The sequence below is a fragment of the Butyricicoccus faecihominis genome (assembly GCF_024462775.1).
Classification (GTDB): domain Bacteria; phylum Bacillota; class Clostridia; order Oscillospirales; family Butyricicoccaceae; genus Agathobaculum; species Agathobaculum faecihominis_A.
In genome coordinates this window covers 1-12740 of the sequence record NZ_JANGCE010000021.1, presented here as the reverse complement: position 1 = coordinate 12740, position 12740 = coordinate 1, and the positions used below count along the sequence as shown (strand labels likewise).

Sequence of the window (12740 nt, the reverse complement as noted above, 5' to 3'; positions counted from 1 at the left end):
AAGGTTTGACAAGCGGCAATCGACTATGTTATAGTGTACTCACGTCCAAATGTATCAATCAACTCACCTCGCGGTAAGTCATTGACCGATTTGATGATTTCCGGAGCGTGAGTTTTTTTAATGGCACGAGGATCGAATTTTTTTAGGAGGTATCTGAGATTATGACAGGTACGGTAAAATGGTTTAACGCTGAAAAGGGCTTTGGCTTCATCCAGAACGACGACGGCAGCGACGATCTGTTCGTTCACTTCTCCGCCATCCAGTCCGATGGTTACAAGTCCCTGAACGAAGGCCAGCGCGTTTCGTTCGAGTCCGAGGTTGATCCCAAGAACAGCAGCAAGATGCGCGCTGTCAACGTTATCCCGGAATAAGTTGACTTATAAAAAGAACGCCCATGGGACGTTCTTTTTTATTGCACTTTTATGACAAAAAAGGCCGCGGTCAGATGACCGCGGCCTTTTTTATCGGCAGCTTTTCACTGCACAGATCCAGAAACAGCCGCATCAGCGGACTGATCCACTTGTTTTTATGGTGCGCGCAAACAGCCGTGATGGTCGCACCCGACAGATCGGTCGGAATTTCTACCAGCGCGCCGCTTTCCAGCTCTTCCCGCACCGTGAAGGCGGGCAGGAAAGAAACACCCACATCATTTTTGACAAGGTTTTTGATGGTGGGAATGCTCCACAATTCAATGGTGTGGTCGAGGATGATTGACTTTTCCCGCAGGTATTGCTCAAACAGCTGCCTGAAGATACAGTTTGGCTCGTTGATGATAAACGGGACCGGCACGACCCGGTCCGGCGTGACAAAATCCGGGAAACCGCGTTTCACTTCGGGCGAAGCCACCAGAATAAGCGGATAACCGCCCAAGGTCTGCGTCGTGAGGCCCGAGCCAAAGCCGCCGACATCCTCGTAAAAAACGCCGATATCCAGCGTGCCCGCAAAAAGCTCATTGCGGATATCATAGCAATTCATAGAGCGCAAAAACAAGCGGGCCTTGGGCGCTCGCCTATGAAATTCTTTCAGGATCGCGGGGAATTGGTAGCACAGCATGGTTTCGGCGATACCGATCCTAATATCCCCTTGGCATTGCGCTATATCATCCTCAAAAAAGCGCAGTTTGTCAACGGATTGCAGAATCTCATCAACGTAGGGCACCAGATGCTCGCCCGCTTTTGTCAGGACCATTTTGCGCCCGATCTTTTCAAAAAGATTTGCGGATAATTCCTGCTCGAGCCGTCCGATCTGAAAGGTGATGGTGGATTGCGTGTAGTTTAACTTTTCCGCGGCCTTGCAGAATCCGCCTTCGCTTACGATCGTGCGGAAGGTATGTAAATATTTCAGATCCATGTTTTCTCCTCTATAATTCAGTTTTATCGAATCGTTATTTTTAATATTTCAATTTTACAAAACCTTTTCTTGTGTGTATTATATAGGAAAGCAGGGCGGGATGCAACCCGAAATACCGAAAGGACGATCGACACGATGCGGGATAACGAGAAAACAAAGGGAATTTTTCAGGCGATCATCATTGTGGCAGCAGCCTGCCTAGTCCACGGCGTGATGCAGGGCGTTCATGATAATTATGGGATCATGATGAACGGACTGCTCCCGGTAACGGGCGTGGATTACGCGGGCGTCAGTCTGTGCATTGGCGCGGGGGCTTTGGTATATGGATTCGCGCAGCCCTTTCTCGGCATGTTGGCGCTAAAAAAATCCAACACCTTTGTGATTCTTCTCGGCATCTTATTCACCGTGACCGGCCTTGCCGTCACGCCCTTATGCCGAGGCCTACCCTCGCTTTTTATTTTCTTCGGCTTGGTTTTACCGTTTGGAACAACGGGGCTATGCTTTGGTATCGTGATGGGCGCGATCACGCCGATCCTTGGAGAACGCCGTGCGGCCGTTGTTTCCGGTATCGTGCAGGCAAGCGCCGGCATTGGCGATGCGCTGATGTCCCCCGGCCTCGAAACCCTCATTTCCAAATTCGGTATCCATACCGCCATGACCGTTACCGCGCTCCCCTTCCTCACGATGGTCCCCGTCGCCCTTTGGCTTGGCAGAACGAATCAGGCGACTGCGATCCAGCCGAAAGACGAAAGCCTGCGCGATCGGTCGCTCTCTTCTATTTTAAAGGAAGCGCTTCAAGATCGGGACTACCGCTTGATCGCCATCGGTTTTTCCACCTGCGGCTTCAATATGTCGATCATAGAAAGTCACTTGTTTTCACAATACCTGTCCTATGGCATCCCCGGGAAAACGGCTTCTCTTACCCTGACCGTTTACGGGGTCGCCACGATGATAGGCGCTGTGGCCGTTGGTTTTCTCGGCACGAAATTTCGTATGAAAAACATTCTTGGCTGCGTCTATGCCGCAAGAGTCTTTATTTCTTTGGGTTTTTTATTTTTGCCAAAGACGGTTCCCTTTGCCTTTGTCGCCACAGCGCTGCTTGGCATGAGCGGCGACGCCACCGTGCCGCCCACCTCCGGTATTATCACCCGCAAATTCGGGGCCGATCAAATGGCCATCCTATACGGTTTCACCTTGATCGGACATCAGATCGGCGCGTTTGTAAGCTCCTATCTCGGGGGTGTGCTCGTCAAAGCGGGGTTGGGCTATATGCCGCTATGGGCGGTGAATATGCTGTTGGCGGCCGTCGCGGCGGCCGCAAGCTTTGCCATTGGCGCGGGCAAACGCTCGGCGGCGCGGCCCGGTTCTGACTATGCAAACACGCCATTATAACGCCAGCCTTTCGGACAATTTGTCAAGGACACAGTGCGGTTTTTATTTTGTATCAGTATCACGCTTAATTAGCCGCATGATTTTGTCGCTCATGGTTTCCTTACAGCAAGCGATTTGTTCGGGGGTAAGTATGTGCTGCTTGGTCGAGAAAGGTATAGACCTCAATGCTGACCTCCATGGGCAGAGCTTGTCCGTTTATTTGTATGGTGATTTCCATAACCGTTCCTCCATTCAGATTTTTTTGGTCTGAATGGGGGCGGTGGGGAACAGCAATGCAGCACCATGAACGCAAAAATGCCCGACTGAAATAACTTCAATCGGGCATTGACATAACTATTCTTTTGTGTGTTTGGGCAATAAGAAGCTAAGGTATCACAGGCGGATTGTGGTGTTATACTCCTTTTTTAGTTTTATTGGTTTTGAAAGCATCAAAAACATGACAATCCTCTTTCTTTTTGTTGTTAACTTGGAAAGCGGGCTATTTTTCTATTCCTACAGTATCAACTTTCCATTCACTATCAAGCCTTATCAGTTCCATTGATACATAAGAAACGGAATCATCTCCCTTTAGCTTAAACTCATAAGCAGCGTGAATTTTGTCCTTAGCCTTTATATCATCAAGGCTCCATTTCAAAATCATGTAGTCAATGTCTTTGAATAAATCATGCGTTGTGTCAATTGTTAGGCTTTCCGTAGCATATAGCAACAGCTCATCTGTATTGCCGCTTAGATATGCTTTAGCTGCCTTGTAAGCCGTGGACTGAAATTTCACACCGTCTGGACTGTTAAGAAATTCCGACTCTGTTTTATATTTCATATCTCTTTGCGAATTGCTTTGCACATCTGTGTTGGCATCCAACTTAATTGATATTTCTTCTATAAAGCTAATAAAGCTTTCCAGAGTTTCTGTCCTTGCAAACAAATTTTCATCTTCCATAATCGCTTGGGCTGAATCTCGGTAAAAGGTTTCGGCGTATGGGTTTTTACCATCATCAAAATTAAAAATAATTTGTTCTACATTTTCAATTAAAGAGAACATAATAATTGCATTTTGTTTTAGTGGTGTTTGATTGAGTTCCCCTGTGTAAAAGTTTCTCGTGTCGGTGTCAGTATCAAAGTTCACAGTGATGCTATAAGGCGGCTCTGATGTATGAAGTTCAATTCCATTGTATTTTAATTTTTCGGGGAAGCTAAGACCAAAGATAATATTTCCTACAGCTACATTATTGCCTACATACTCTGTGCGATTTTCCCATAATTGTTCAATTGACTGATTTCCCGTTTGTGTTGATGCCGGTTCTGATTTAGAATTGCTCATTAATCCTACAACAACGCAGACAACCGCTATAACTGCAATGATAGACACCCACAGTATCGGTTTTTTATACTGCATGACATTTTTTACCCTTTCTTTTGTATCGCCCTCACCAAAGGCGAGAGGTGTGGCAGCAATAATTTTTCTGCCTGTCGCAAAACGCAGTAAGGACTTGGAGTATTCCGCACGAATATCAGTATCCATTTCCCTCATCACAGCCTCATCACATGACATTTCCATATCCTTACCCGATAAAACAAAGGCAAGCCATACAAGGGGGTTAAGCCAGTGGATAGTGAGAGCGATAAATCCGAGGATCCTTGCAATATGGTCAAATCGCTTTATATGGTAGTTTTCGTGTGCAATGATAAATGCCTGTTCAGTTTTAGCCATTGAAGATGGCAAATATATGTTAGGTTTAATAAATCCCATGACAAAGGGGGAGCTAATGTGGTCTGCAAGATAAATATTACCTCGCAGCGGTGTTGCACCAACAAGTTTTCGCTTTAACCTCACAAATTGTATAATGCTATAAATTAGCATTATCAGCATACCAAATACCCAAATGGTACTTCCAACAAGTACCCACACCTGCAAAGGATTAATGCTCTCACCCATATTGTTTGCAACGGGCAGTATCGGATTTACGATGCTATCGACTATATTTATCCCTGTATCAATTTGTGGCTCGGTGCTATACATAATATCCTGTGGAATGGGGGTTTTGTTAATAGGCAGCAAGCCAATCGCACTTTCAAATGAAAACGGACAAATAAGCCGAAACAAAACAACTATCCATAGAGCATAAGAAAAAGTTTTGGGAGTTTTTTTCAGTAGAAGCCTTACCAGAAGCACAGCGAGTATTACAAGGCTTGCCGTTATGCTCATGTTCAGCACAGATAAGAATAATCCATCTAACATGGCTACACCTCCCTGCGTTCATCAATAAACTTTTGTATTTCCTCTATCTCATTATCGGACAGCTTTTTTCGTCTGGCAAAGGAAGCTAAAAACTTCGGGAGCGATCCAGAGAAAGTTTCCTCAACAAACTTTTCACTTTGTGCAGAAATAAAATCCGCCTTTGAAACAAGAGAAGTAACCTTTCCTTTTTCATTTTGGAACATACCTCGTTGACAAAGCCGCCGCAAAATCGTGTATGTAGTTGACCGGTTCCAACTAAGTTCCTTTTCTGCAAGTTTTACAAGTTCTCCCGATGGTAGCGGCTCATTCTTCCAAATAATATCTGCAAACCGCATCTCAACTTCGCCTAATTTGTATTCAATCATTACTGTACCTCCTTTTGTTTACAAGCAGTAAACTCTATTATCAGTTTACTGCTTGTAAACACATTTGTCAATAGATTTTGATTCATTCTTTAGATAGGGAACACTGGGCGAAACACGCTTGCCCTCCAGCATACGGGATTTGAAAATCGCCTGTATTTTCCGACTGGAATCTTTGGCGTACCACTCGTTCATGATATTCAAAATGGGAGTAAAATCGTTATCGCCCTGTTTGTCACTGTCGATACCGTTAATTGATGGCGATAAAGCGCACACCCTTGTCCTTGAACAAAACATCGGTGTAAAGACCAACTTTTAGATAATCTCGTCCAGATCGGCTCATGTCCTTGACGATAATGGTCGCAACCGTTTCTGCCTCCACTTCGGCAATCATGGCTTGGAAACCTTTGCGGTCAAAGGTCGTGCCGCTTACGCCATCGTCTGTGAAATGGCGAATGTTAGTAAAATTGTTTCGCTTGTCGTAGTCCTCTAAAAACGCTTTTTGGTTGATAATGCTGTTGCTTTCCCCTTGTGATTCATCGTCACGGCTCAAACGCTCGTACAATGCGGTAATTCTCGTTGCTTGTGCGGTCATAGTGCCACCTCCTACATACCCTTAGATTTTCTTTAGTTTTGTGTGGAGTTCTCCGTCCACTAAATACTAATCCTTTTTGTGTTATGCTATAATAGAACAAAAGGAGGGCGGCGCTATGCAAACCTATCGGACCGCGCAGGTGGCAAAAATGATCGGTATCCATCCGAATACCGTGCGGCTTTATGAGGAGCTGGGCTTAGTCCCGCGCGCACGGCGGCTTGCAAACGGCTACCGCGTATTTACGGAGCAGCATATCGCGCAGTTCCGGCTCGCCCGCCTTGCTTTTCGGGTCGAGGTGCTGCAAAACGGGCTGCGCAAAAAGATCGTCCGCACGGTCAAGACCGCGGCGGCTGGCGATTTTGACGCCGCCATCCGGCTGACCGACGACTATATCGCGCAGGTGCGGCAGGAGCGGCAAAACGCGGAGGAGGCCATCCGCATCGTGCGGCTTTTGCTGGCCGGCGAACCCGCGGAAAGCGGTGCGCTCCAAAACCGGCAAGCGGTCTCACGCGCGCTCGGCATTTCGGTGGACACCTTGCGAAATTGGGAAATGAACGGACTGTTGACGGTGAAACGGCGGGAAAACGGCTGCCGCGTTTATACGGGCGAGGATATCCGCCGGTTAAAGATCATCCGCTCGCTGCGGTGCGCCAACTACTCGCTGGAGGCAATCCTGCGACTGCTGCACGAATTGTCGAACGATCCGCACACCGATATCCACGCGGCGCTCAACACGCCGAGGGCGGACGATGACATTATCGCCGTCTGCGACAAGCTGCTCCTTTCCCTGCAAGCGGCGGAACAAAACGCCCGTGCCATGCGGAACCTGCTGCGCGAGATGAAAAGTCAATATTCCTAAGTCTCCACTTTACCACCAGCCCTTTGGCCGGTGGTATTCTTTTGTTACCAAAACAAAAGGAGGTTTTTTTATGGAATACGCGATCTGCGCGCGGCAGCTGTCCAAATCTTACGGCGGCGTGCACGCCGTGCGCGCGCTCGACCTATCGGTTCCGCGCGGCGCCATATTCGGTCTGCTGGGCGCAAACGGCGCGGGCAAGACCACGGCCATGGAGTGCATGCTGGGGACCAGACGGCCGGACGGCGGGACCGTGCGCATTTTAGGGCAAGAGCCGCGAACAAACAGGAAGCAGCTGTTTCAGCGTGTGGGCGTGCAGTTTCAGGAGGGCAACTATCAGGAACGGATCACCGTGCGCGAGCTGTGCGAGGTCACGGCTTCGCTCTACCGCGCGCCCGCGGATTACCGCGCCCTGCTCTCGCGGTTCGGCATCGCCGAAAAGAGCGGCAGTTTCGTTCAGGCGCTGTCCGGCGGCCAGCGGCAGCGGCTGTTTATCGTGCTTGCCCTATTGCCCGACCCCGAGGTGGTCTTTCTGGACGAACTGACGACCGGACTTGATCCCCACGCCCGGCGCGAGGTGTGGAAAGCCCTTGCCGCTCTCAAGGAGCAGGGGCTCACCATTCTGCTCACCTCGCATTTCATGGACGAGGTGCAAGCGCTTTGCGACAGCATTTGCATCTTAAAGCAGGGGCAAAGCATTTTTTGCGGCACCGTCGCGGAGGCGATCGCCGCCAGTCCCTACGAACGCTTTGAGGACGCTTATCTTTGGTACACAGAGGAGGAACAGCCTGATGAAAACGTTTCGCACGATGTTTAAAACCGAGCTGAAGCTCTCCCTGCGGGGAATGGACATGTTTATTTTCGCCATCTGCATGCCGCTCATCGTATTGACCGTTCTGGGGGTGATATACGGCGACAGGCCCGCGTATCCGGGCGCGGACCATACCTTTTTAGACAGTTCCTTCGGCGCGCTCGCGGCGATCTCCATTTGCGCCGGCGGCGTAATGGGTCTGCCGCTGGTGGTATCGGATTATCGCAGCCGTAAGATTCTCAAGCGTTTTCAGGTAACGCCCGTCAGTCCCGCGCTGATCCTGCTGGTGCAGGTCGCGATCTATACGCTGTATGCCGTCGCTTCGCTGCTGCTTCTTTGGCTGGCCGGCACGGCCTTTTTCGGGCTGCGCATCCATGGTTCGCTACCGCAGTTCTTCTGCGGCTATGCGCTGGTGCTGCTTTCCATGTTCAGTATCGGCATGCTGGTGGGCGGCGTAGCGCCCAATGAAAAAACGGCGAGCGTTCTCGCCAGTATTCTTTACTTCCCCATGCTGATTTTTTCCGGCGCCACGCTTCCCTACGAAGTCATGCCCGCGGCGCTGCAAAGGGCGGCGGATCTTTTGCCGCTGACGCAGGGTATAAAGCTGCTCAAGGCCGCGTCCCTTGGCCTGCCCGCGGAAAGCGTGCTGTTGCCGGTCCTCCTCATGGCCTGCATCGCGGTCGTTTGTATCGCGGCCGCCCTCCGTTTTTTCCGCTGGGAATAAGCAAAGCGCCGCACAGCCGTTTTTCACGGCGGTGCGGCGCTTTGGGTTCTCGGTCATATTACAGCATCCATTTGGCTAACACATCCATCAAACGATCGATATCGATCGGCTTTGCGATGTGATCGTTCATACCGACGCTGCGCGCCATGCCCACATCGGTTATGAAGGCATTGGCTGTGAGGGCGAGGATCGGTATGGTTTTCGCATCGGGCCGGTCCATCGCACGGATCGCGGCGGTGGCGTCATAGCCGCCCAAGACCGGCATTTGGATGTCCATCAGTATCGCACTGTACGCGCCGGCCGCGGAATCCCGGAACCGTTCCACGGCGCTTTGCCCGTTTTCCACGCTGTCGATCCGAAGGCCCTGCATTTCCAGCAGCTCGGTCGCGATCTCGCGATTCAGCTCGTTATCCTCGGCCAGCAGCACCTGCTTGCCCTTTAAGGCGGGATATTTTTCGGCGGGCTCGGCGCCCGCGCTTTCTGTCCGGTTCACCGAGCAAAACAGCTGGAGCACATGCAGCATCTTGGACTTAAACAGCGGTTTCGTGATAAAGGCGTCCGCCCCGGCGCGCAGAAATTCCTCTTCAATATTCGAGTAGTCATAGGCGGAGATGATGATGATCGGCACATCCTCCCCAAGGTGCTGCCGAATGGCTTTTAGCGTCTCCAGTCCGTCCATCTCCGGCATTTTCCAATCCAGTATCACGGCGAAGAAATCATCCGCGCTCGCATGCGCGTCCACCACGCGCTCAACGGCTTCCGCGCCGGACAGCACCCAATAGCCGCGCATGCCCAGTTCCTGCAGCAGCGCCGCCGCGCTTTCGCAAACGATCTGGTCGTCGTCCACCACCAATACCGGCAGGCCGGACAATTCGCCCTCGTACGCTTCCTCCTGCTCGCTCAGCTCCAACGGTACGGAGACCGTAAACTCACTGCCCACGCCCGGCTCGCTCTTGACATCGATCGTACCGTTCATCATACGCACGATGTTTTCCGTGATGGCCATGCCGAGCCCCGTGCCTTGGATCTTGCTGATGCGGGAATCCTCCGCGCGCGAAAACGGTTCAAAAATATGCGGGATATAGTCCTCCGCCATGCCGATACCAGTATCGCTGAAAACAAACTCGTACTGGCCCTTATTCGGGATCGCCGAGGGACGTTCATGGATCATCAGCCGGATCGAGCCGCCTTCGGACGTATATTTGATCGCGTTGGAGAGCAGGTTGGTGAATACCTGCTGCAAACGGTCGCCATCGGTGATGACCTTTTCATGCCGTACCTGACTGACATTGACCTGAAATTCCAGTTTTTTCTCCATGCTCATCGGCCTGCACATGTCGACCACGTTCTGGATCAGATCGGGCAGATCGATCTCCTCGGGGATCAGATCGATCTTGCCGCTTTCGATTTTTGACATATCCAAAACCTCGTTGATCAGGCTGAGCAGATGCTTGCTGGAAATATTGATCTTTTCCAAGCAATCGCGCACCTTGTCGGGCGCGGACAGATTCAGCTGCGCGATGGCCGTCATGCCCATAATGGCGTTCATCGGCGTGCGGATATCGTGGGACATGGAGGATAAGAAATTCGTTTTGGCGTCATTGGCGACGCGGGCGGCCTGATAAGCTTCCTCGAGCGCCTTTCGCTGGCGCGACTGCTCGAGCCGTTCCCGGGTCACATCGATGCTGACGCTGTAATAGGACGAAATGCCGTCCCAGCTGTTTTCACCGCCTACGTAGCACAGCGTGATCATTAATATTCTGGTTTCGCCGCTATGTGTGATCACGCGGATCTCCATGATCTCGCTTTCCCCGGTCTCTTTGATCGTCTGCATCAGGGCATGCATGCGCGTCAGATCGTCGGGATGTATATAAGTACACTGCGCGTGCAGTTCCTGTTCAAATTGCTCTTTGGTGTAGCCGATCAGCTGCAAAAAACCGGCGCCATACCAAAGGATCGTGCGCCGGTCGGATGCATCCACGCGGGCAAAGCCGCCCGGAATCGTCCGGATCAGCGCTTCCCGCTCCCGGTCCTTTTTGGCAAGCTTGTACTCCGTGCTGTACATATCATGCGACAGCTCAATGCGGGCGCGGCGGCCGTTCCAGTCGATCACGCGGTTTTTGATCATAAAGGTACGCTCTAAAACGGGGTTGAAAAACTCCCACTCGTATACCTCTTCCTCGCAGATGCGGTCGTTGGTGCAGAAGGGGCAGGGCGAGGTCCTGCCTTGAATCACTTCATAGCATTTTCTTCCTAATACAGCTTCCGGCCGTGTACGCAGGGTGTCGCAGGCATTTTTATTCAGGTAAAGCAGTTCGTAGTTTTCCATGTCGCTGACATACACGTTGCCCACGTATTCATCCATCATCCACTGGAAATTCCGCGTTCTGGCCTGATATTTTTGTTCCAGCTCCTGTTGATGCCCCGTATCGCAATGGTGATCCATTCTCAATTCTCCTTACCCGCAACGGTATGCCCCACTAAACATTTATATCTATTATATCGGACCTTTCGGCCAAAAGCAATATGTTAGCCTTACATTTTGCTCCCATACCATTTTAATCTTTTTTCTGTTTCTCCAACGAATGAACGCGGTTGCCGCCTCATCCCGGTTGTGATATAATAGCCGCAAAGCGGCTATTATATCCAAATTAAATGAATTATACCACCGGCGGTGCTATAATACGGGCAGGAAGCAGGAGGAAAACGCCGTATGAAAAAACGGAATATTTTAAAAAGCAAGACCTTTCTTTACTTGACCGAGTTTTTTTCGGGCATGTCGGTCATGGCGGTCGAACTGGGCGCGAGCCGGCTGCTCGCCCCCTATTTCAGTTCCTCGCAGATTGTTTGGACCATCATTATCGGCACGATCATGATCGCCATGGCGCTCGGTAACGTCTGGGGCGGCCGCAGCGCGGATAAAAACCCCGATCCCGACCGGCTGTACCGCCGCATCCTCTTCGCCGGCATCTGGATCGCGTGTATCCCGCTCGTCGGCACATTCGTCATCGCGGGCATCTCGGTCGTGATGGCGGTGTTCGTGCGGCAGCAGTTCCTCATCTTCGCGGCCTTCGCGGCCTGCCTGTGTCTGTTCGTTTTTCCGCTGCTGCTGCTCGGCACGGTAACGCCTTCGCTCGCCAAATACACGATGGACAACTTGGAGGACAACGGCCGCACCGTCGGCACGCTGAACGCCTTGAACACCATCGGCAGCATCATCGGCACCTTTACCCCCACCTTCATCACCATCCCCGCCGTCGGTACCGCGATCACCTTTTTGATCTTCGCGGGCATCCTGCTGGCGCTGTGCGTTGTCTATTTTCTATCCGCCGGGGTGAAAAAAGGGCTGTGCCTTTTAACGGCGCTGGTTTTCGCCTTTAGCTGCGCTGCCGCGCCGCGCGTCCGTCTGGCTTTCTGGCAGGACGGCGTGCTGAGCGAAAGCGAATCCATCTACAACTACCTGCAAGTGCGCGAGACCGACCGCGCCGTTATTCTGTCCACCAACGTGATGGCGGGCGTGCAGTCGGTCAAAATGAAAGAGGGCGGCTTGACCGGCATGTATTACGATTACGCGCTTGCCGCCCCGCTGATGACGGGCGCGGCGGCGGACGCGCCGCTCGATCTGCTCATTCTCGGCATGGGAACCGGCACATATGCCACCCAGTGCGCGCGCTACTTTCCCCAGATACAAACCGAGGGCGTGGAGATTGACCAGCAGATCACCGATCTGGCGCACGAATACTTCGATCTATCCGCCGACATCCCCGTCACCACCTACGATGGCCGCGCCTTTCTGGCGCAGACCGATCAGCGGTACGATGTGATCATGATCGATGCTTATCAGGATATCACCATTCCGTTTCAAATGTCCTCTGTCGAGTTTTTTGAGCAGGTGAAGGACCATTTAAAACCTAAAGGCGTTATCGTGGTCAATATGAATATGTATTCCGAACAGGCAAACTCCATCAACGAGTACCTGTCCGACACGATCGCTTCGGTTTTTCCCCACGTATACACCGCCGAAGTGGAGAACAACACCAACTGCGAGCTGTTCGCTTCGATGGACGTGGACTGCGCCGCCAATCTGACGGCCGCTCTTTCGCGCCTGCCGGACGGCGAGCTGCGGCAAATGATGCGAACCGTTTCCGCGCAGCTTACGCCTTACGCCTCCGGCGGCCGCCTGCTGACGGACGACAAGGCCCCGGTCGAAATGCTCGGCATGAAGGCGATCGATGAGATCATCGGCGGAGAGCTCGATCATTACCGCCGCATTTTTGAGACGGACGGCCTCGGCGGCCTGATCGGCGCCTTTACCGGCTGACAAAACAAAAAGATCGCGCTGCTTTTCACAGCGCGATCTTTCAGACTGTCAAAAAACTATTTTTGACAGTCTGTCGATCGAAACAAAGCCCCA

General features: G+C 51.7%; 10 protein-coding genes and 1 pseudogene. 6 read left to right on the top strand and 5 right to left on the bottom strand.

Annotation, left to right across the window (positions count from 1 at the left end):
* The first annotated feature begins 158 nt into the window (after positions 1-158).
* Positions 159-371 (top strand): cold-shock protein, encoded by a 213-nt coding sequence (locus NE562_RS11170; RefSeq protein WP_317865674.1) that lies wholly within the window; start codon positions 159-161, stop codon positions 369-371.
* A gap of 70 nt (positions 372-441) precedes the next feature.
* Here the strand turns inward: NE562_RS11170 and NE562_RS11165 are convergent, their stop codons facing one another.
* Positions 442-1350, bottom strand: coding sequence for a LysR family transcriptional regulator (locus tag NE562_RS11165; protein ID WP_280962503.1), 909 nt, complete (start codon positions 1348-1350; stop codon positions 442-444).
* Positions 1351-1485: 135 nt separating this feature from the next.
* Between NE562_RS11165 and NE562_RS11160 the strand changes: the two genes are divergently transcribed.
* Positions 1486-2742 carry an MFS transporter gene (locus NE562_RS11160; RefSeq protein ID WP_280962502.1) on the top strand — a complete coding sequence of 419 codons (1257 nt, stop codon included), beginning with the start codon at positions 1486-1488 and terminating at the stop codon, positions 2740-2742.
* Positions 2743-3220: 478 nt separating this feature from the next.
* Here NE562_RS11160 and NE562_RS11155 read toward each other — a convergent pair whose 3' ends face one another.
* The 3 genes and pseudogenes from NE562_RS11155 to NE562_RS11145 all read right to left on the bottom strand — a co-directional run.
* On the bottom strand, positions 3221-4978 hold the full coding sequence (locus tag NE562_RS11155; protein WP_280962501.1) for a M56 family metallopeptidase: 1758 nt from the start codon (positions 4976-4978) through the stop codon (positions 3221-3223).
* Between the two features lie 2 nt (positions 4979-4980).
* On the bottom strand, positions 4981-5343 hold the full coding sequence (locus NE562_RS11150) for a BlaI/MecI/CopY family transcriptional regulator (protein WP_280962500.1): 363 nt from the start codon (positions 5341-5343) through the stop codon (positions 4981-4983).
* 93 nt (positions 5344-5436) lie between these two features.
* Positions 5437-5935, bottom strand: a pseudogene (locus NE562_RS11145) (recombinase family protein); the annotation flags it as partial.
* 115 nt (positions 5936-6050) lie between these two features.
* Between NE562_RS11145 and NE562_RS11140 the strand changes: the two are divergent.
* From NE562_RS11140 to NE562_RS11130, 3 genes are all read left to right on the top strand, one after another.
* Positions 6051-6794, top strand: a complete 744-nt coding sequence (locus NE562_RS11140; RefSeq protein WP_280962499.1) for a MerR family transcriptional regulator — start codon at positions 6051-6053, stop codon at positions 6792-6794.
* A gap of 70 nt (positions 6795-6864) precedes the next feature.
* Entirely contained in the window at positions 6865-7608 is a 744-nt protein-coding gene (locus NE562_RS11135) for an ABC transporter ATP-binding protein (RefSeq protein WP_280962498.1), read from the top strand.
* Positions 7583-8326, top strand: a complete 744-nt coding sequence (locus NE562_RS11130) for an ABC transporter permease (protein ID WP_280962497.1) — start codon at positions 7583-7585, stop codon at positions 8324-8326. Before NE562_RS11135 ends, NE562_RS11130 begins: the two co-directional genes overlap by 26 nt.
* A 58-nt stretch (positions 8327-8384) precedes the next feature.
* On the opposite strand, the gene NE562_RS11125 is transcribed toward NE562_RS11130, so the two are convergent.
* A complete protein-coding gene (locus NE562_RS11125) occupies positions 8385-10772 on the bottom strand; it encodes a response regulator (RefSeq protein WP_280962496.1) in 2388 nt (795 codons plus the stop codon).
* A gap of 267 nt (positions 10773-11039) precedes the next feature.
* Between NE562_RS11125 and NE562_RS11120 the strand changes: the two genes are divergently transcribed.
* Positions 11040-12647 carry a spermidine synthase gene (locus NE562_RS11120; protein WP_280962495.1) on the top strand — a complete coding sequence of 536 codons (1608 nt, stop codon included), beginning with the start codon at positions 11040-11042 and terminating at the stop codon, positions 12645-12647.
* Positions 12648-12740 lie beyond the last annotated feature (93 nt).

Excerpts from the sequence above, each read along its gene's own strand:
- NE562_RS11165 (WP_280962503.1), bottom strand. The coding sequence starts at position 1,350 with ATGGATCTGAAATATTTACATACCTTCCGCACGATCGTAAGCGAAGGC.
- NE562_RS11160 (WP_280962502.1), top strand. The coding sequence starts at position 1,486 with ATGCGGGATAACGAGAAAACAAAGGGAATTTTTCAGGCGATCATCATT.
- NE562_RS11155 (WP_280962501.1), bottom strand. The coding sequence starts at position 4,978 with ATGTTAGATGGATTATTCTTATCTGTGCTGAACATGAGCATAACGGCA.
- NE562_RS11150 (WP_280962500.1), bottom strand. The coding sequence starts at position 5,343 with ATGATTGAATACAAATTAGGCGAAGTTGAGATGCGGTTTGCAGATATT.
- NE562_RS11140 (WP_280962499.1), top strand. The coding sequence starts at position 6,051 with ATGCAAACCTATCGGACCGCGCAGGTGGCAAAAATGATCGGTATCCAT.
- NE562_RS11135 (WP_280962498.1), top strand. The coding sequence starts at position 6,865 with ATGGAATACGCGATCTGCGCGCGGCAGCTGTCCAAATCTTACGGCGGC.
- NE562_RS11130 (WP_280962497.1), top strand. The coding sequence starts at position 7,583 with ATGAAAACGTTTCGCACGATGTTTAAAACCGAGCTGAAGCTCTCCCTG.
- NE562_RS11125 (WP_280962496.1), bottom strand. The coding sequence starts at position 10,772 with ATGGATCACCATTGCGATACGGGGCATCAACAGGAGCTGGAACAAAAA.
- NE562_RS11120 (WP_280962495.1), top strand. The coding sequence starts at position 11,040 with ATGAAAAAACGGAATATTTTAAAAAGCAAGACCTTTCTTTACTTGACC.